Raw genomic sequence first — 18,596 nt, 5'->3', positions numbered from 1 at the left:
ATACACCCCAATGTCTTAAATCGAATTTTGTGTTATTTGTTCCTCATACCATTTTGCTTGTGATAAATACATTTCATAATACACTCCACGTTTATTCATCAACTCATCGTAGTTTCCCTCTTCAACTATATTCCCATTGTCCATTACAATAATTCTATCTGAATACTTTGTAGGTCCTAATCTATGAGAAATAGTATCGGCCTTTCTTGGATACCAAACACAAACAACATAAAACATCCGGAATATTCGTCCAATTTCACTTTTAGTTTTTTCTACAGATTCCTTGTCCCACTTTATATCTATTATATTAAGATATTTTGTTTTGTATCTTTTAAATGTATTATTAAATCCATTTCTTGATAATTCCATGTCGAATGTTACTAATAATACTAATAAGTATATGTATGTATTCGAATTCTTAAACTTACTTATCAATCTCGATTACCCCTGCCTTCTCTAAATTAAAAATAAAATCCATTATTTCATTCTTAATAACTTCTCTTTCGCCATCAAACTCTTGAAATATAGAGTCAATTACCTTTGTTACTTCTGATAGAAGTTCGATTTTCTTCCAAATCTCAGATCCTGTGTGATCTAATGCATAGAAATTATTTTTAATCATATTCACTAGAATAATTTCATTATTTTCTTCATATACAATTACATCTTTATTTACCGAAATATCCAATTAATCAACTTCATTTTCCTGCCATTTATATTTCACAATACAAAACATGTTTTTACAAAAAATATGTTTTTTTACTTTTTTTTACATTAACAACATCTTAATGTTACAATATGAACCGAAATTTGTATATAAGTTCCATATTATTTTCAATATGTAATTTTGCATATTGGGATAAACACATTTAATTTCCCTTTAGATATACATCTATCTAAAGGTTCTGACAAAAAAATCCGAATACTCCTACTTAATTATAATTTTCAAATATAAAAATTGTTCTAATCATCTAGTACAAAATAGAAGATTGTTCTTTGATGGAATTTCATTTAATTTTAATTGTCCTTGTTTGAAACATACGTTTCCCTCTTGTTCTTTGTTACTCCACATATCGTTTTAATGATTTCGTGCGGTACAAAAAGCAAAAAACACCCTGCTTGCGAAAAAGGTAAGGGCGGTTCTCAATTAAATTATTGATTTGATTGTTCAATAACCACACCTATTACCGCAATAGAAGTTAGATTGTACGAGGCAGAAATTTCTCAGGCTTCTGCCTTTTTTATTTTATGCAAAAAAGCTTATAAACCCATTAGAAACCTTAATATTCAAAATAAAATTAATACACTCTATTTACTTATAATCAAGGTTTTAGTGCGTGCATAATAAAACAAAAAACCACCTAAAGGCTCCCCTTCAGGTGGTTCACTATTTTTATGCTAACGCAGCTGCCTGCTCTTGTTGATCTACAGGAATGACAGCGTCTGTTAATGCTTTTTCTAGTTCAGCTGTGTATTTCATTTGCTCTTCTTTACTCCAGCCTAATTTCGCAGCCATGTAGTTGATTACCGCTTCTTTCCACTCGTATACCCAGTGGATGTTGAAGAATACAGCGCCTCTGCGGCGTACGAAGAAGTCAACTGGTTTTGCTGTCATTTCGTAATCCATTGCGTATACAAGCGGGATTAGAACGTCAAGCGGCATGTTGTATTCTTTCGCTTCATCTTTATGTTTTTTCGCTAGGCCGAATAGTACGTCAACGTTAGAGCCGTAGAATTTCGCGAACTCTTCTGCTTGTGCTGTCGTTAAACCGTATTTCGTACCTTCGCCCGCTTTTTTCGCAACGAATGCTGGGAATCCGTGTGAACCACTTACATGTCCACCAGAGATTGGCATATGTTTCGTATCGCTCTTCGCATATGCGCTATGTCCTTCTTTTTGTAATAGATTCGTTACGTAGTCTACTACCATTTCAGCCATTTTGCGGTATCCTGTTAATTTACCACCTGCGATTGTAATTAAACCAGATTCAGAAGTCCAAATTTCATCTTTACGAGAAATTTCAGATGCATTTTTACCTTCTTCATAAATTAACGGACGTACACCAGCCCAGCTTGATTCAACATCTTTTTCCGTAATTTTCACACTTGGGAACATGTAGTTAATCGCATTAATGATGTATGTGCGATCTTCTGTTGTCATGTGTGGTACAGCTGCATCTTTATCATAGAACGTATCTGTTGTACCTACGTACGTTTTTCCGCCGCGAGGAATCGCGAACACCATACGTTTATCTGGTGTATCAAAGTAAATCGCTTGACCTAATGGGAAACGTTTTTGATCAATTACTAAGTGAACACCTTTTGATAATTGAAGTACTTTTCCTTTTTTCGAGTTATCTTTTTCACGAAGTGTATCTACCCAAGGACCAGCTGCGTTTACAATTTTCTTACCGTAAACTTCGTACACTTCTCCGTCTAGTAAATCGATTACACGTACACCACATACTTTTCCATCTTTATATAAGAAACTGTCTACTTTTGCGTAGTTAACAGCTTTCGCACCATGTTCAATTGCTTCTTTCATTACTTCAATTGTAAGACGCGCATCGTCTGTACGATATTCTACGTAGTAACCGCCGCCTTTTAATCCTTCTTTTTTCACAAGAGGCTCTTTGTTTAATGTTTCTTCACGGTTAAACATTTTTCTGCGCTCGCTTCGTTTTACACCTGCTAAGAAGTCGTATACACGAAGACCAATTGATGTACTAAATGATCCGAACGTACCGCCTGTATGGAACGGAAGTAACATCCACTCTGGTGTTGTTACATGGGGACCGTTCTCATATACGATCGCACGCTCTTTCCCCACCTCTGCTACCATTTTCACTTCAAGTTGTTTTAAATAACGTAAACCGCCGTGTACAAGTTTCGTTGAACGACTTGATGTACCTGCTGCAAAGTCCTGCATTTCAAACACAATCGTTGATAAACCGCGTGTTGCCCCATCTAATGCAATACCAGAACCAGTAATACCTCCACCAATTACGATCACATCTAACTCTTGTTTATTTACTCCATTTAATACGTCTTTACGTTGTTTACTTGAAAATTTCATGGTAATTCCTCCCTTTGATAACGAAAAAAGAGACCACAAACTCCGCTATAGATTTCGCCTCTATAGCGCGTTGTGGTCTCTCCAAATCTCCTACCGAATTATTAACTTGTCACCATTATAACACTGTTTATGATTATTTGAAAGCTTTTGTTGCTTCAATTGCCTTTTTCCATCCAGCATATAGCTCTTCGCTTGTTTCCGCTTCCATCGTTGGTTCAAAGCGTTTGTCCATATGCCACTGTGCTTTAATTTCATCTTGGTTTTTCCAATATCCAACCGCAAGACCAGCTAAATATGCTGCACCTAAAGCTGTCGTTTCATTGATCACTGGACGCTCTACAGGAACGTCTAACATATCGCTTTGGAACTGCATTAAGAAGTTATTCTTAACTGCCCCGCCATCAACGCGTAATGTATTCAGTTCAATACCTGAATCTGCTTCCATTGCGCATAATACATCTTTCGTTTGGTAAGCTAAAGATTCTAGCGTTGCACGAATGAAGTGCTCTTTCGTCGTACCGCGTGTTACGCCAAACATAGCGCCGCGTACTTCGCTATCCCAGTACGGTGTTCCAAGTCCTACGAATGCTGGTACAACATATACGCCTTCAGTTGATTCAACGCGAGAAGCGTATTCTTCACTCTCACTTGCATCTTTAAACATGCGCATTCCGTCACGTAACCACTGAATTGCAGAACCTGCTACGAAAATACTTCCTTCTAATGCATAGTTTACTTTACCATCTAAACCCCATGCAATTGTTGTTAATAGGCCATGCTCAGAAGCAACTGCTTTTTCGCCTGTGTTCATTAACATGAAGCAACCAGTTCCATAAGTATTCTTCGCCATACCTTCACCGAAACAAGCTTGTCCGAATAATGCTGCTTGTTGGTCACCAGCTACACCTGCAATCGGTACATTTTGGCCAAAGAAGTGGTAATCAATTGTTTCTCCATATATTTCAGATGATTGACGTACTTCTGGAAGCATGCTCTTTGGTACTGTTAACATGTCTAGAAGCTCATCATCCCACTGTAAGTCGTGAATGTTAAACATTAATGTACGTGATGCATTTGAGTAGTCTGTTACGTGCGCTTTTCCGCCAGACAATTTCCATACAAGCCATGTATCAATTGTTCCGAATAATAACTCGCCGTTTTCCGCTTTTTCTCTTGCACCTTCAACGTTATCTAAAATCCATTTTACTTTCGTACCAGAGAAGTATGCATCAATTAAAAGACCTGTTTTTTCGCGAACCATCTCGCTATAACCTTTTTCTTTTAACTCATCACAAATTTCAACTGTTTGACGAGATTGCCATACGATTGCGTTATAAATTGGTTTTCCAGTTGTTTTATCCCATACAACCGCTGTTTCACGTTGGTTCGTAATACCGATACCAGCGATTTGTTCTGGTTTTACATCCGCTTCACTTAAGCAAGTTGCGATAACTGCTAAAATAGATCCCCAAATTTCTTGTGCATTATGCTCAACCCAGCCTGGCTTTGGAAAATGTTGTGTAAACTCTTTTTGAGCTGAATGAACGATTTTTCCTTCTTTATTGAAAAGAATTGCGCGTGAGCTTGTTGTTCCTTGGTCTAATGAAAGAATATATTTTTTCATATCGGTTTCCCCCTATGCTACTTTTCTATTATTTGTAGTGCTTCCGCTTTTTTTACTTGTCATATAAGAGATTGCTAGTACAATCACAGTTGCAATAATCACATAAATAAGTGCTGGATTTTGTTTTCCTTCAAATACAACTTGATGGAATAAACCTGCAAGTGATCCACCTAAAATCGGACCAACTACTGGAATCCATGCATACTTCCAATTTGAACCGCCTTTTCCTGCAATCGGAAGGAAGAAGTGTGCAATACGCGGACCTAAATCACGAGCCGGGTTGATTGCGTATCCTGTTGTTCCACCTAATGATAAACCAATACTTACAATTAAGAAACCTACGATAAATGGATTTAATCCATCTGCAAATTTATTTGCTCCAATTGCTAATATACCAAATACTAAAACGAATGTTCCAATCATTTCACTCAAAAGGTTTGCAAATGTGTTCGGAATTGCTGGGCCTGTTGCAAATACACCTAACTTTGTTCCTGGATCTTCTGTTTCTTTCCAATGTGGTAAGTAGTGTAAATATACGATAACTGCCCCGATAATTGCCCCAATCATTTGTGCTGCGATATAACCTGGTACGTCACTCCATGGGAACGCTCCCTTAAAAGCAAGTCCTATCGTTAAAGCCGGATTCAAGTGTGCCCCACTAATTGATCCAACCGCATACGCTGCGACAGCAACCGCTAAGCCCCAGCCCATTGTAATTACAATCCAACCAGAATCTTTCGCAAACGATTTCTTTAAACTTACACCAGCACAAACGCCGCCACCAAGTAAGATTAACAACGCTGTCCCTATTAATTCCCCTAAAAATGCTGACATAGTATCCCTCCACAATCAATTTAAATGCTTTCAAAAAGTGATAGAGGTAAAATGAATGGCCATTCGTTTTTGTCAAAAGAAAAAGACCCACAGCTTTGCACGTTTCTATATAAAATTATATAGAAACAATGAAATGTGGATCTCTTCTTTTCTCCGTCACGTTTATTAACTTGTCTATAATGTTAACCTCTAATGAAAGCGGTGTCAACAGAATTTTTTCACATTTTCGTCACTTTTTTTGGTAATGTTTCCATAGTTCTTTTTTCGATGTCGTAATTGCTGTCGCACCAGCATTTAAAGCTCTCTCCACATCCTCGACAGTTCGAATGAAACCACCTGCTAAAATTGGTACACCTGTACGCTCTTTCACTTCAGCGATAATGTCCGTCATTGCTCCTGGAAGCACCTCAATATAATCCGGCTTCGTCTTTTCCAAAAGGTTGCAACTCTTTTCCATTGCGCTAGAATCGATTAAAAAGATACGCTGAATTGCCACAACGCCCTTTTGCTTCGCCTTCATAATGACGCCCGCCTTTGTCGAAAGTAACCCGTACGGTCTAAACTCTTGGCATAAATACTCCGTCGCATGCCCATCACTCTGCAACCCATGAATTAAATCCACATGTAAAAACACCTTTTTACAATATTGCTTCGCAAGTGATATAACACTCCTCAATTGACCGACATGAATATCTAAAATAACGATATATTCATACGAACTATGTAATAGCTTTTCCAAATCTTTAATTTGCCTCACTGCCGGCAAAATCTTTTGCTCATGAAATTCCATTCTAAATGTCCCCTTCTTTATATCATCCTATCCTTTATAGTACACAATTTAAGTGAAAAGAACAGCTAGTGTAGGGGATTTCTTTCCTCTATCTATATATTTTCTTCAACTTATCAGAAGCCGTGCCACCTATAACCATTAATATGAGGGGTAAAAAATTCATTACATATGGAGCATCCGCTACAAGTGTAATGCTCGCTCCAGCAAACTTATTTAACATCCATACAACGATTTTTGTAATAAACAAAAATACTCCCAGCATGAATAGACCATCAAAGAACACCTTCCATTTTGGATACGCTAATTGTTTACTATCTTCAATTACTTTCTGCGTCAACTCTTCATCACTCCTCAATAACTCATCAATTGTAATACCGAACAGATCACTTAAATGAATAATAATTTCAATGCTCGGATAGTTCTTTCCCGTCTCCCATTTCGAAACGGATTGCCTACTTACATGAATTTTTTCAGCTAAATCATTTTGCGACCAATTTCTTTTTTCTCTTTCTACTTTTAAACGTTCACTGAAAATCATACTGTGTTTATCACCTCTCTATGCCTAGTATGGTCAAATAAATGATGAAGAGTAAAGCGAGTTATCGTTGCATAACCTGTGCAACTTGTGCGTTGCAGCTTAAAATGGGGCTATGTAGTATGTAGATTTCATATACTTTTCTTGTATAATAATTTCCCGAACAATAATCGTATCTCTTAACATTGTCTCTTTCTGTCGGTAAGTCGATATATTGAAAAAATCGTTGATATATTCCAAGAAATAAAAGAGTGGATAACAACACACTATCCACTTTCCCGTAATTATAATAAAACTGAATCCTGATTACGTCCTTTTTAAAGTAGCAATATTAATATCTCCATTGTTAGCAGGGATTAAAAAAGAATGCCTATTCTATTCAAATAGAACGGCATTCCTTTTTATAAACAGTATTTAGAAATTATTATTTAAGGTATTTCCCCAAATCATCTAAGTTTCTTGTATGATTTAGAATGATTACGTACTCAACTTCAACTTCTGTTACTACCATTTCTAAAACTTGATGGATTTCAATGTAATCATTTTCATATTCTTTTGCCGAAGCTACAATCTCTTCTAGGGTTCTTACAAACGTTTCAGCACTCCAGTCTTTTGTTGACAACGATACATAGGTTTGAAATTTTTCTGTATTCATGTTAGTTCTCACCCCTCCAAACAACGTTAAAATTATATATTTAATAATTTAAATATATAATTCCCTCTAGCAAAAATCAATTACCTTTTCATTTAGTAAGTCTTCAATTTTAAAATGACAGCTAATAAGCGAAACATATACTTTTTTCTTATACAAATATTTCATACAACAAAAAAGAAGAGAAATGGAATACATCCCTCTTCTTCAAACCTTTTCTATTAAAGCAAAACCGAATCCTTATCACTATCCTGATTACGTTTCTCTCGCTCTTCTTCTAAGCGCTTCATATAAACTTCGCCTTCTTTTTCGATAAACTCATTATCCATCTCTTGCTCTTTTTTTGAAGTATATAAAACCATGTAGCCACTTAGTACAATCCCAATGATCACAAGATAAATCCACCATGGTAAAGTTTCCAAATCACTTCATTCCTTTCCTTAGACAAGCCTTATTAGTTTCACTCTATGAGGAAAGAAGTGGATTTATGCTTAAAATTTCATTGTGGATTCTCCGCGAAGAACCCTTGTACATATTCCATAAACTCGATTGGCTCCTGACGAAACGGTGCGTGGTATCCTTTTTCAATAATATGAAACGTGCTATTTGTAAATAACTGATGATACAGTTCACCATTTTCCCAAGAAACACTCTTATCGTGCCTACCCCAAATAATTAAAGTCGGCACCTTAATTTTATCCGCTTCCATCGCAATGCGGCGCTCTCTCATTTTCGTAAGCTGATCATAATGCTCTTTATCGTTGCGGCTATTTTTCACTTCATTTTTATTATAATCCGTAATTTCTGTTACAGTTTGTAAGTCTGTCGATATTGGCGGCATTTCATAACTTTCTTTTTGCTGGAAAGATTCAATCCCTGTAGAATCCGCTAAAATGAGATGCGTCACTGCATCCGGATATAAATACGCTAAATTAAGGGACATCTCTCCTCCCATCGAATGACCGAGCACCGCGAACTGATCGTATCCGAGCTTCTTCATTAACTTATAATATAAATTCACTTGCGCAGGAAACGAATACTGAAAATCAACCGGCTTAGACGAACGCCCAAATCCTAAAATATCAACCGCAATAATCGTATGGTCTCTCGCAAGTTCCGGATAGATATCACTAAATCCATCAGAAGAACCGCCAAATCCGTGAAGCATAAGTAAGGGCGGTTTCCCCTCACCAAGTTGCTTAAAATAAATCGTCTGCCCATCGATTTGCGCCATCTTCTCTTTCGTATTGAACTTCATCATAACAGTATCTTTCACTTCTTCAACCTTCGCAATCGGCTTATCAACGAAGTTACATACTACAAGTAAAACGAGCGCAATACCACTAATCATATAAAACTTAAACCGTTTCAAAATTCCCGTCTCCTTTCTCACATTGCTATTTAAAGGTTTTACATTTTTTGGTTGTTTTATGTCCTCTTTTTAATTGTAACCATAGTAGTTACAATTATATTAAAAAAATATTACTCATTCCCATTACTGATGGTTATTTTGTAACTATTATAGTTACACGTTTAAAGTAAGTCAATTATTTTCTTTACATGTATGATTTCAACTAGCTTTTTTCTTACATTCTACATCGTAAGCTACTCTAATTTTGCCCATAGAAAAATCCCCTCCATAGTAAGTAAACAGGTTAATGTGCTTTCTTTTCCCGTCTACTATAAGGGGATTTTTTAATGGTATAATATTAATTATAACTTCAGTTAAAGGTGGGGTTTTTGTTCATCCCCCACTGATTATTAGCCCACACCAATCGGGCGTTTATGGACAGTAAAACTCCCACAAATAGCGGGATAAATTTTTACAAATAAGGAGATAAGACTATGGCAAAAAACAACTTACTAAGAATGGACAATGTTGGCATCGTTGTAGAATCCCTTGATGACGCAATCTCTTTCTTCGAGGAGATTGGCTTGAACCTCGAAGGGCGAGCAACTGTCGAAGGTGAATGGTCTGGTCGCGTCACGGGACTCGGTTCTCAGTGCGTAGAGATTGCTGTGATGGTTACTCCAGATGGCCACAGTCGACTTGAACTTTCGCGATTTCTCACACCACCTACTATAGCAGATCACCGGACTGCTCCTGTAAACGCCCTCGGTTATCTACGCGTCATGTTCACCGTTGAAGACATTGACGAAATGGTATCCAGACTCACTAAGCATGGTGCTCAGCTCGTTGGCGAAGTGGTTCAGTACGAGGACTCGTATAAGCTCTGCTATATTCGTGGAGTCGAAGGACTTCTAATCGGTTTGGCGGAACAACTCAATAACAAATAAGTAAATGACGTTTTATAAAAAGCCTTTACTGAAATATACATTGCTGAAGTAAAAATATTTGAAGAAAATTCTTATTCAATAAAAGGGCGCTATTGTTGAATAAAACTTAGATTTTTAAGCGACTTTATTATTATATTTTTAAACCCCGTTCTAACTTTAGAACGGGGTTATATTTGTTTGAGCTTTTAAAATTTTCGTAGTCTTTTTAGAAAAACAAAAGACTACATACTATACGCGAAAGAGTTTCAAACAGATGAATTATATAAGGTGTTAATTGGTTTTAGAGGAGGACGTAGCCCATAGCAGAGATGAAGCATCAAGGAACTTAAAAATAAGAATAATCAACTAAACAAAAGATTATAAATCGAATAAAATAATCAGCTGTCTATAAAACTATTAGGGGTACCACCACATCGCTATCAAGCTAAGCTTATATAAGTTTAATTTCATGTGAGATTTTTTCTTTTTTCTAAAGATCTAGTGTAAGTTCTTTAAAGATGTGCATACCAAATAAACCCTATCAGGTTTCAATTTTTTGGATTACGCTACATGATTGTGAGACATAGAAAAGTTATATACGACGCCTAAAATATCAAAGACTGTTTTCTTCTCATACCTATGGGATTTTCGTCCGTTGTTCTATAAGAGATTAAACAGCCGAGACAATATCTTTGTTAATTTTCATGTCTCTTTTTGTAGAGATTGATAAATAAGTGGAAAATAATCTTTTATCATATAAATCGCTTTATATTCTCTTGATTCTCGTTTCTTCTTGATGAGGAGTAATCGGTGCATTTGAAACATGGTGGAGGAACAAAGAAGGATGCTAATTAATTGTCCGTATAAGTGACATTCTAGTCGTTCTAATTTGACAGAATTACAATGATGAATACGAAAAAATGATTTCCAAGTTTTAAAGATAAGTTCAACTTGCCATCGTAAGGAATAAAATAAGCACCACACTCGTCTATCGTATGTAGATCTCTTAAATCGAAATATCCTAGATCACGTATACATACATCGTGCGGTTGAAGAGACGATAAGCAAGTAGAACCATAAATTTTATCATTTTGCTTTCCCGAACCTACATAAACATGTAAAAATTGACCACTAAGTCTTGTGCACGATATTTACTTTTTCGTTGAACAAATCCAACTTTTCTAGCTAACTGATCCAGAGCATGTTGTGGCATATGTTGCTGTAATTCTTGAGAAAACAATTGTAATTCATCAGAAATCGATAAATTCATACCAAAAACACCCCCCTTTCTGTATATTTCTCCAAAAAGAATAGCGTTTTTTTCGTTTTATGGATACAATTTTTTAGCTTGATGGCGATGGGGTGTCTTAAAATCTTAGCCTGATAGGTATGGGTCAGTACCCCATAAAGAAAAGACACTCATATATGAGTGTCTTTTCCGATAGTTTTTTTAGCAGAAGCAAGAAGCTCCAACTATGATTAATAGAATAAATAATACAACTAATAAAGCAAAGCCGCCGCCACAACTACTGCAACTACCACCAAAGCCCATAATAGTTCCTCCTTTAATGGGAGGGGAAAACTAAGGTTCACTCATGTATTTTAACGGATTCATTTTACTTTATGTTTTTTACGCATGAATTGAGCAGGTCCTTTTAGAAATAAAAAAAGACACCCTAAGGTGCCTTCCTTGATTTGCTAATCTAGTTTGATTGTATTACTTATTAGAATTGTATATGTATGTTAATGCGACTATAATACCAGAAATAATGAATACTGTAGCTTTGAAATAAAGTTTGATCATTTTTGTGATCTTTTCTCCATTAAAGTGCCCGATTGCGGAAGATCAAGAAAATGATTATGATTACTGCTTATAGCTTGGTGAACTAACGCACCCGTTACTTTAAGTGAATTGATTCACAATTTCACTGGGAATTCACCTAAAAAAGCTGAATTAACTTAATAAAAAAGGACTCCCTTTTTGGGAATCCAATTCATTCAGCATCACTTTGGTTAAAGTTTAATCTTCTCGGTTCGCAACACTGTCATTAGCCTCATCGGCACCTTCGCCGACTACGTTACCCATCGCTCCTCCTGCAACAGCTCCTGCAACGGTACCAAGTGGACCAAGAACAGAACCCAAAGCAGCTCCAGCGACAGCACCGACACCAGTTCCTACCGCTTCGCCAGCATCATTATCGACACGGTTAAGTTCATTTTTATCAGCCATTCATCTCACTCCTTATTTAGAATAGGCAAGTGCTTTCCAGCACAATACCTTACATATTTTTCCCTATAAGGACAGATTTATGTGAATTTCACAAAGTAAAAACACCCATATAAGAGTGTCTTTTCCAATAGTTTTTTTAGCAGAAGCAAGCAGCTCCAATGATGATTAATAAAATAAACCATACAACTAATAAAGCAAATCCACCAGCATTTCGGAAAAAATCCACGCCAGGATAGGAATGTATAAAAAAATGAATAGAGTCATAGAAAAAGAAAAAGGAAGATCCCCACTCTCACAAGGAATCCGCCTTTTTCTTGCTACCCATAATGATGCGTTATGTATACTATATACATTCAAAATTGAATTTAAGTAGGCTACTAGGCATACATCCAATCTAAGCTTTAACCCTGAGCATAAAATTAGTTATAAGTCTAATTTCAATAAGGAGTGAACCTCGAATCATGGTATATATACGACAAATGCCACTCTATGCCCAGAGTCCTTGGGGTCTTCAAAATTGTTTATTTCGATTTACGTATCTGCGGCTTAGAAACGGCGACAATTTCTGGTTTTTTTTGACGACTGTTGGGCACGAAAGAATTTATGGCTATAGGTTTTTCGGCGGAAGATGGAATCATTATTCGGTTGCCATAAACGATATTGTTTCTTTCCATTGTTCTCCTCCGACTCCAACTCTATATTAAAACACTACGCCTGACCTTCGTAATCTGAACTAACTCATTAGATTTCCATCCCGAACATAAAGTGTAGAACTTCCGAGAACGAAAATTATGTGAACACGAAAATCCTCCAGCTAAACAATCTGGAGGACTTTTAATAGCCTTCTAAATACATTAAATCCGGATAATAAAGGCTTATGTTAACTAGGTGTGTATATTATACTCAATCAAAATTTTACTAGGGGGAAGAGTCCAATAAGCTCTTTTCCACTATTACTAAGTAAATGGACTATACAAAGATGATTGAAAAAACCTTCTACATTTTAATAGAAAGCTTCTTTCTTTTGTTCGAGCACTTTTTTGAATTTTATATAGCAAACAATTCGCCACGGAACAATGTAGCAAATGATAAATGTGAAAAATAACAGACTAAGTGTACCTGAATCGACTGTCGTAATGTCTTGTCGGATAAAATAACGTAAAAGGAGCATTAGAATAAAAGCCACGACGAACTTCCAGCTTTTCTTTGCGTAAATGTTACCATCCTCTCTAATTTCGTAATCTGACAAAATGATAATAATCACCGAAAAGGAAAGCCCTAAAACAACACTTACGCATAATTCAAAAAACGTCGGGTGCCCTAATTGGAGAAAAAATGAAAGTCCCGGCGTTAAGTAAATAAGTGGCAAGAATATTCGCACCCCACTTCCCTTGACTGGTTTATACATCGAACGAATCCTACGTAGTAAAATGAGCGCGCCAAAAAATAAAAACAAATAAGACGGCATAACAGTTTGCATACACATCCCCCTTTTGATAGTCCTCTGAATACCAATATACATATTATTCCATATAACTGTAAATACATTTGTTGTATGTTATGTTTTTCAATTCATCAAGAAGAGGGAGAGAGGCTGGTCAAAGTAGGAGTAATTCCAAATCTATAAAGCAAAAAAGATTAACTAACGATAGCGAATTTTACGTTAACTAACACCTCTTGTGGGGGCTAGTTGTTTTTACAGTAACAAAGATGAGATTTCATTGTTAGAAAATGTCTAAGTGTATAAAATTCGCGTTTTCATACCATAGAATTGTATGATGAATCATTTAATATATTTTTGCTAATAACGCTTTATCATACTTTTACTTTACATAAATAGCACCTTAGAAATGTCTATGATTAATGGGAATAGCCTATACAGAGTTAGTTCATACACCCTTACTTATCGGTAGCTAAATTCCATTAATGATCCAAAAGGATTTATGAAATAAAAAGATGAATATATATTTAAATACAAATTCGATTTAAAGAAAAGTGATAAGAAGAAATGAGAGGGACATCACTTCAAATTAATTACACCAAACATTTATAAGAACACTTTATATACCAAACAAAAAAGCAAGCAATTCCAGCGATCCGCTAAAACTACTTGCTCTTCTACTTATTATCTCTATTTTTACTCTTTAATAAATTCCTTCGTACTTCTCACTGTATCAATCGGACGAACTAATTTTTCGATTTCTTCACGTTTTGGCTCTAGGAATGGAGGTAAAGATAATTTTTCTCCAAGTGTTTCGTATGGCTCATCTCCCATAAAACCTGGGCCATCTGTCGCAAACTCGAATAAAATTTGCGGCGCAACTCTTGCGTATAATGACTCAAAGAAGTGGCGGTTTACATAACCAGATGAAGGAAGCCCTACGCTACCGATTCTCTCAATCCATTCTTCTAATACAGCGCGATCTTCTACGCGGAATGCGGCATGGTGCACTGTACCAAAACCTTGTTGTGCTTCAGGAAGAACCGTATTATGTTCTACAATGGCAGAAGCACCGTTTCCACCTTCGTTCACTTCGAATAAATAGAATTCTCCTTCTTGAGCAACCTCTTTAAATAATAGAACTTTTTCTAACACTTCTTTGAAGAAACTAAAGTTCGCAATACGGATAAATACAGGTCCTAAACCAGTAATTGCGTATTCTAATGGAACTGGTCCGTTTTGCCATGGTGTACCTGATTCTATCCCTTTATCCAGTTCATCTGAGATTAATTGATACTGTTGATCATCAAAATCAACGAAAGAAAGAGTTTTCTTACCAAATTGCTCTTTAATGCCTGTATGTTCTACTTCAAGACGGTCAAAACGTTTCACCCAATATGCTAACGCTGCATCAGTTGGAACGCGGAATGAAGTTTTTGAAATTTCATTTGTACCGTGTACCCCTTCTGGAACACCTGGGAAGTCAAAGAATGTCATATCTGTTCCCGCACTACCTTTATCGTCTGCAAAGAATAAATGATACGTTTGAATATCATCTTGGTTTACTGTTTTTTTAACTAAACGCATTCCTAAAATGTGAGTGAAGAACTCATAGTTCTTTTCTGCACTACTTGTAATTGCTGTAACATGGTGTATTCCTTTTAATTGGTTCATTTTATATTCCTCCAATAGTTTTTAAAGTTATATTTTCTCTTCTATTATTTCTCTTCAATAGGTGCTAATTTCGCTTCAATCTCTGCTCGCTTTTCCTCTAAGAACGGCGGCAAATCAAGTTTTTCTCCTAAATATTCCACATCTCCATCCACTGTAAATCCTGGTCCATCTGTCGCAATTTCAAATAGGATTCCGTTTGATTCACGGAAGTATAAGCTTTTAAAATAGAAACGGTCGATAATGCCTGAAGAATGGAAACCTCTTTGTATCACCTGTTCTTCCCAATAAGCAAGCTCTTCACTGTTTTTCACGCGAATCGCTAAATGGTGAATGCTACCGCGGCCCGGCTTTTCAGTAGGACCATCTAAATATTTCACAACGATTTCTCCAAAAGCTTCTCCTTTAATGGACTGAAAAATTGCTTCCTCTTCGCTGCGACTAACCTCTGTATAACCAAACATCTCTGTAAGTGTACTCGCCATTTTATCAAGTCTACGAACTGTCATTTCCACAGAACCCATTCCTTGAATTTGATGTTCAGCAGGAACTTCTGATTTCTCCCAAGTTTCCCAATGCTCTACTTTTTCTCCGTTTGAAACGAGTAGTACAAGACGAAGACCTTCAGCATCCTCAAATTTCAAAGCAGTACGATTTGCATATGTTGTAATTTCACTATGTTTTACACCAAATTTCTCAAATCGTGCTTTCCAGTAATGCAAGCTATCCTCTGACGGAACGAGTAATCCAATTCGAGTAATTGCATTCGTACCGCGATATGTTTTTCCTACTAAAGGAATTTCAAAAAACGATAGCTCCGTACCTGGACTTCCTGTTTTATCTCCATAAAATAAGTGATACATTGATGGATCATCTTGGTTTACTGTCATTTTCACGCGACGTAAACCAAGCACGTTTTTATAAAAGTGATTATTTTCATTTGCATTTTTCGTAACCATTGAAATGTGATGATGCCCTTTAATTTCATACATTGTTTATTCCTCCGTTTCGTTTTACTAGTCAAGTGATAACTGAAAAAATAACATTTCCCACAAGTAATATGGTTTTTAGCTTTTCAATTTATTCTCATTATGTTTTTGTAAATTCATCTTAGTTTTTACTGAATAAGTTACTTTGTTTTTTTAATCAAAAGCAACTGAGTGTATGTTTTTCATATGACTCAATCGCTTTCGTTACTATCACTTTACACATCAAGTGATTAAAAAGCAAGTGAAATATCTCAAATTCGAGACATTTTTTATTGCATAACATTTTAGACTGGAGAATGGTGAATTTCTATATAGGATAGCGTTATAAAAATGTGGATTTACAACGCTAAGGCCATTTTTATAAACTTTTCCTTACGTGTTCATGTATCCACTTCCGCATCAGCTGTAACTCCTCATTTGAAGCAGTTCCTTCTCCATATCTAACTTTCTCATAAATTGGAATAATATCACTGTTCTTATGAATACGGGAAAACCATTGTTGAACCTTCTCTTTTCAAACTTCGATAATGTTAGCTCCCATTTTATTAGCGTTGCTCTTGCTTCTTCCGCTGGCAGTATTAAGCTATCTCGGTCTTCTTATTCTGCATCTTCTCCAAGTTTTCGTACTTCTTTTTGTTTCAAATATATATGATGCATTGTCTGCTTCTTATTCCGTATACGGCGAAAGATAAAAAATACGATTACCATCACTAAGAATAGGATGCCAAATGGAATGAAAGGATACCTTGATCGTAGAGGTTGGTAGTATGCGGTTAAGTAAAATAAGAGCCGTCCTGTTAGGTGGCTTTTTTTATGTTCTTTTAATTATGCTTGATATGCCATGCTATCTGGAAATTCCTCGTTCTTTCTAAGACATCGCACAATCATAATACACGCACAATTAAAATAATGTTCTCTCATATTTAATGAATCCACTGGAGCTTGCTCTATGTCATAAAACATTCGTTCCTTTTTATTATAGTGCATCTTACCTATTTTAGCGGGTGATTCGGAAGGATAGTATTGATAAACAACTATCTCTTCATCCTCAAATTCTTTAGTCATTAATAAACATATTGCCATAAATAAGCCCCCCTTATTTATATTGAATTTCATGTTTGGAGTTGTCTGAGAAAAATAATTTCCTGATTTCTAGTTTGAAGTTTTTGAAAATGACTAGCCTTCTTTTAAAAATTCAATGTTGATTCTATTAACTTCAATTTCAACATACTTGTTAAAGTATTCACTGTGTTCCGGGAATATTTCATCTTCGTCTGTAATAATAATCCCTGCATCAATAAACCCATGATTTAACATTCCACTAATACGATACTTAAAAGAATTATCACTCCTTTTTAAACTTTTAACTCCATCTATTCTTTCATTTATTTCAATATTATCGAAAACTGTAATGTCGAGAATAACAGGATAACTTTTTCCCTCTTCAATTTTATATGGACAAACAGTGGAGAATCCCGTAAACACTATACCGTTAATATTTATTGTAACTTCCTCTTCCATTAGCTTATTGGTTTTTTCTACATACGCCATATATTTCATGTTTTTTCCTCCCTTTCCTAATTGAAATTATGAGATAAAAAATGTGAACATATAAAATAAAACTTGTCTAACAGAAAATGAAGCCAATTTATATGTGAAATAGTAGACAAAACCACCTATTAAAAAGGTGGTTTTGTTTATTGTCATACTTTAAATTTTCGCTAATCCCCACATACTGAATTCATAATAATATTCCGTTCTCTCAATACATAAGCCGAAATCTAAATCATCACCAACTAATACAAAATCTCCACTGCCAATTAAAAAACCTGATTTGATTGATAAATCCTCTAAATTATCAAATATTTCATCAATATTCAGCTCAACTGCTTCAAGGTCATATTCTGTAAAGAAAAATAATCTCCCTTGGTTAACTGGAAAATTAATGGTATTAATGAGTTCACTTAATAGCTCTATTGAGAGCTTTCTATTTTCTTTATAATTGGTATCACCAATTTTCTTTTTGTCTGAAACTTTTTCTAGCTTACTAAATAATCCTTTACAAAATAAATCATTTGTTTCGGCATCCATAAATGATTCTTCAGAAACAGTAACAAGACTAGATAGTTCATTTATAAGTTCTTTTCTTCGAGCTTTTCTTTTAAGAATCTCCATGCGACCTTTATTTAAATTACTCAAACTTTTTCACACCTTTAGTTTTTATTTTTTTTCCTGTTTTTTATACCCCACAAAATCTTCTGGATAATGTCCGTCAAGCTGATCATATCTTCCTTTATCCATCGGATTCCCTTTTCTATCTGTTGTAATATGAAAATGAGTACCTCTTCCCATTCTAGTGGCGAGATATGTTTTGTTAGTTCTTCGTTAAACCCATGCGTACTTCTTAACTATTTCATTTAATTTTCAATAAAAAAACAGCCCCACTAAGCTTACTAACACTTAATGAGGCCATTCTA

Annotated in this window: 22 protein-coding genes and 2 pseudogenes; 1 reads left to right on the top strand and 23 read right to left on the bottom strand. The window is 35.6% G+C overall.

Annotated features, from left to right (window positions below; genetic code table 11):
• Positions 1 to 15: 15 nt before the first annotated feature.
• From BAU27_RS33020 to BAU27_RS25130, 10 genes are all read right to left on the bottom strand, one after another.
• On the bottom strand, positions 16 to 435 hold the full coding sequence (locus tag BAU27_RS33020; protein ID WP_254798007.1) for a hypothetical protein: 420 nt from the start codon (positions 433 to 435) through the stop codon (positions 16 to 18).
• A complete protein-coding gene (locus BAU27_RS25170; RefSeq protein ID WP_071772332.1) occupies positions 425 to 688 on the bottom strand; it encodes a PqqD family protein in 264 nt (87 codons plus the stop codon). Before BAU27_RS25170 ends, BAU27_RS33020 begins: the two co-directional genes overlap by 11 nt.
• A 705-nt stretch (positions 689 to 1,393) precedes the next feature.
• Positions 1,394 to 3,076, bottom strand: coding sequence for an aerobic glycerol-3-phosphate dehydrogenase (glpD, locus tag BAU27_RS25165; protein WP_071772331.1), 1,683 nt, complete (start codon positions 3,074 to 3,076; stop codon positions 1,394 to 1,396).
• 133 nt (positions 3,077 to 3,209) lie between these two features.
• Entirely contained in the window at positions 3,210 to 4,700 is a 1,491-nt protein-coding gene (gene glpK, locus BAU27_RS25160; protein WP_071772330.1) for a glycerol kinase GlpK, read from the bottom strand.
• A 12-nt stretch (positions 4,701 to 4,712) separates the two neighbouring features.
• Positions 4,713 to 5,534 (bottom strand): glycerol uptake facilitator protein GlpF, encoded by an 822-nt coding sequence (glpF, locus tag BAU27_RS25155; RefSeq protein WP_071772329.1) that lies wholly within the window; start codon positions 5,532 to 5,534, stop codon positions 4,713 to 4,715.
• Between the two features lie 229 nt (positions 5,535 to 5,763).
• Positions 5,764 to 6,324, bottom strand: a complete 561-nt coding sequence (gene glpP / locus BAU27_RS25150; RefSeq protein ID WP_071772328.1) for a glycerol uptake operon antiterminator GlpP — start codon at positions 6,322 to 6,324, stop codon at positions 5,764 to 5,766.
• 88 nt (positions 6,325 to 6,412) lie between these two features.
• A complete protein-coding gene (locus BAU27_RS25145; RefSeq protein ID WP_071772327.1) occupies positions 6,413 to 6,862 on the bottom strand; it encodes a helix-turn-helix domain-containing protein in 450 nt (149 codons plus the stop codon).
• Between the two features lie 421 nt (positions 6,863 to 7,283).
• A complete protein-coding gene (locus BAU27_RS25140; RefSeq protein WP_071747289.1) occupies positions 7,284 to 7,514 on the bottom strand; it encodes a hypothetical protein in 231 nt (76 codons plus the stop codon).
• 218 nt (positions 7,515 to 7,732) lie between these two features.
• Positions 7,733 to 7,933, bottom strand: a complete 201-nt coding sequence (locus tag BAU27_RS25135) for a sporulation YhaL family protein (RefSeq protein WP_002170693.1) — start codon at positions 7,931 to 7,933, stop codon at positions 7,733 to 7,735.
• A 77-nt stretch (positions 7,934 to 8,010) separates the two neighbouring features.
• Entirely contained in the window at positions 8,011 to 8,883 is an 873-nt protein-coding gene (locus BAU27_RS25130; protein WP_071772326.1) for an alpha/beta fold hydrolase, read from the bottom strand.
• 473 nt (positions 8,884 to 9,356) lie between these two features.
• Here BAU27_RS25130 and BAU27_RS25125 point away from each other — a divergent pair, with 473 nt between their 5' ends.
• Complete coding sequence (locus BAU27_RS25125) at positions 9,357 to 9,809, top strand: VOC family protein (RefSeq protein ID WP_071772325.1); 453 nt, start codon at positions 9,357 to 9,359, stop codon at positions 9,807 to 9,809.
• Between the two features lie 540 nt (positions 9,810 to 10,349).
• Here the strand turns inward: BAU27_RS25125 and BAU27_RS25120 are convergent.
• The 13 genes and pseudogenes from BAU27_RS25120 to BAU27_RS32045 form a co-directional block, all read right to left on the bottom strand.
• Positions 10,350 to 10,924: pseudogene (locus BAU27_RS25120) on the bottom strand (transposase); the annotation flags it as partial.
• Entirely contained in the window at positions 10,894 to 11,058 is a 165-nt protein-coding gene (locus tag BAU27_RS33640) for a hypothetical protein (protein WP_244159139.1), read from the bottom strand. The pseudogene BAU27_RS25120 and the gene BAU27_RS33640, both read right to left, overlap by 31 nt.
• A 180-nt stretch (positions 11,059 to 11,238) precedes the next feature.
• On the bottom strand, positions 11,239 to 11,340 hold the full coding sequence (locus tag BAU27_RS25115) for a YjcZ family sporulation protein (protein WP_000505688.1): 102 nt from the start codon (positions 11,338 to 11,340) through the stop codon (positions 11,239 to 11,241).
• 468 nt (positions 11,341 to 11,808) lie between these two features.
• Positions 11,809 to 12,018: a glycine zipper domain-containing protein gene (locus tag BAU27_RS25110; protein ID WP_071772324.1), complete on the bottom strand. Its 210-nt coding sequence runs from the start codon at positions 12,016 to 12,018 to the stop codon at positions 11,809 to 11,811.
• A gap of 136 nt (positions 12,019 to 12,154) precedes the next feature.
• A complete protein-coding gene (locus tag BAU27_RS25105) occupies positions 12,155 to 12,244 on the bottom strand; it encodes a YjcZ family sporulation protein (protein ID WP_071772323.1) in 90 nt (29 codons plus the stop codon).
• A gap of 777 nt (positions 12,245 to 13,021) precedes the next feature.
• A complete protein-coding gene (locus BAU27_RS25100) occupies positions 13,022 to 13,498 on the bottom strand; it encodes a CcdC protein domain-containing protein (protein ID WP_071747882.1) in 477 nt (158 codons plus the stop codon).
• A 657-nt stretch (positions 13,499 to 14,155) separates the two neighbouring features.
• Positions 14,156 to 15,133, bottom strand: a complete 978-nt coding sequence (locus BAU27_RS25095; protein WP_071772322.1) for a ring-cleaving dioxygenase — start codon at positions 15,131 to 15,133, stop codon at positions 14,156 to 14,158.
• A 44-nt stretch (positions 15,134 to 15,177) separates the two neighbouring features.
• On the bottom strand, positions 15,178 to 16,122 hold the full coding sequence (locus tag BAU27_RS25090) for a ring-cleaving dioxygenase (protein WP_071772321.1): 945 nt from the start codon (positions 16,120 to 16,122) through the stop codon (positions 15,178 to 15,180).
• A 355-nt stretch (positions 16,123 to 16,477) separates the two neighbouring features.
• Positions 16,478 to 16,857, bottom strand: a pseudogene (locus BAU27_RS33430) (hypothetical protein); the annotation flags it as partial.
• Between the two features lie 87 nt (positions 16,858 to 16,944).
• Positions 16,945 to 17,202, bottom strand: a complete 258-nt coding sequence (locus BAU27_RS25080) for a hypothetical protein (RefSeq protein ID WP_071772320.1) — start codon at positions 17,200 to 17,202, stop codon at positions 16,945 to 16,947.
• 93 nt (positions 17,203 to 17,295) lie between these two features.
• Positions 17,296 to 17,679, bottom strand: coding sequence for a hypothetical protein (locus BAU27_RS25075; RefSeq protein ID WP_071772319.1), 384 nt, complete (start codon positions 17,677 to 17,679; stop codon positions 17,296 to 17,298).
• Between the two features lie 150 nt (positions 17,680 to 17,829).
• On the bottom strand, positions 17,830 to 18,318 hold the full coding sequence (locus BAU27_RS25070; protein WP_071772318.1) for a YxiF family protein: 489 nt from the start codon (positions 18,316 to 18,318) through the stop codon (positions 17,830 to 17,832).
• A gap of 21 nt (positions 18,319 to 18,339) precedes the next feature.
• Positions 18,340 to 18,471 carry an HNH/endonuclease VII fold putative polymorphic toxin gene (locus BAU27_RS32045; protein ID WP_254798006.1) on the bottom strand — a complete coding sequence of 44 codons (132 nt, stop codon included), beginning with the start codon at positions 18,469 to 18,471 and terminating at the stop codon, positions 18,340 to 18,342.
• Positions 18,472 to 18,596: the final 125 nt, after the last annotated feature.

This window comes from Bacillus sp. NH11B (assembly GCF_001884205.1).
Taxonomy (GTDB): domain Bacteria; phylum Bacillota; class Bacilli; order Bacillales; family Bacillaceae_G; genus Bacillus_A; species Bacillus_A proteolyticus.
Note: the sequence above shows the minus strand (reverse complement) of the source record. Positions and strands in the feature narration are given on the sequence as shown.

Coding starts and splice junctions, on each gene's coding strand:
- glpD (WP_071772331.1), bottom strand. CDS start 3,076: ATGAAATTTTCAAGTAAACAACGTAAAGACGTATTAAATGGAGTAAAT.
- glpK (WP_071772330.1), bottom strand. CDS start 4,700: ATGAAAAAATATATTCTTTCATTAGACCAAGGAACAACAAGCTCACGC.
- glpF (WP_071772329.1), bottom strand. CDS start 5,534: ATGTCAGCATTTTTAGGGGAATTAATAGGGACAGCGTTGTTAATCTTA.
- glpP (WP_071772328.1), bottom strand. CDS start 6,324: ATGGAATTTCATGAGCAAAAGATTTTGCCGGCAGTGAGGCAAATTAAA.
- BAU27_RS25145 (WP_071772327.1), bottom strand. CDS start 6,862: ATGATTTTCAGTGAACGTTTAAAAGTAGAAAGAGAAAAAAGAAATTGG.
- BAU27_RS25140 (WP_071747289.1), bottom strand. CDS start 7,514: ATGAATACAGAAAAATTTCAAACCTATGTATCGTTGTCAACAAAAGAC.
- BAU27_RS25125 (WP_071772325.1), top strand. CDS start 9,357: ATGGCAAAAAACAACTTACTAAGAATGGACAATGTTGGCATCGTTGTA.
- BAU27_RS33640 (WP_244159139.1), bottom strand. CDS start 11,058: ATGAATTTATCGATTTCTGATGAATTACAATTGTTTTCTCAAGAATTA.
- BAU27_RS25115 (WP_000505688.1), bottom strand. CDS start 11,340: ATGGGCTTTGGTGGTAGTTGCAGTAGTTGTGGCGGCGGCTTTGCTTTA.
- BAU27_RS25110 (WP_071772324.1), bottom strand. CDS start 12,018: ATGGCTGATAAAAATGAACTTAACCGTGTCGATAATGATGCTGGCGAA.
- BAU27_RS25100 (WP_071747882.1), bottom strand. CDS start 13,498: ATGCAAACTGTTATGCCGTCTTATTTGTTTTTATTTTTTGGCGCGCTC.
- BAU27_RS25095 (WP_071772322.1), bottom strand. CDS start 15,133: ATGAACCAATTAAAAGGAATACACCATGTTACAGCAATTACAAGTAGT.
- BAU27_RS25090 (WP_071772321.1), bottom strand. CDS start 16,122: ATGTATGAAATTAAAGGGCATCATCACATTTCAATGGTTACGAAAAAT.
- BAU27_RS25080 (WP_071772320.1), bottom strand. CDS start 17,202: ATGGCAATATGTTTATTAATGACTAAAGAATTTGAGGATGAAGAGATA.
- BAU27_RS25075 (WP_071772319.1), bottom strand. CDS start 17,679: ATGAAATATATGGCGTATGTAGAAAAAACCAATAAGCTAATGGAAGAG.
- BAU27_RS32045 (WP_254798006.1), bottom strand. CDS start 18,471: ATGGGAAGAGGTACTCATTTTCATATTACAACAGATAGAAAAGGGAAT.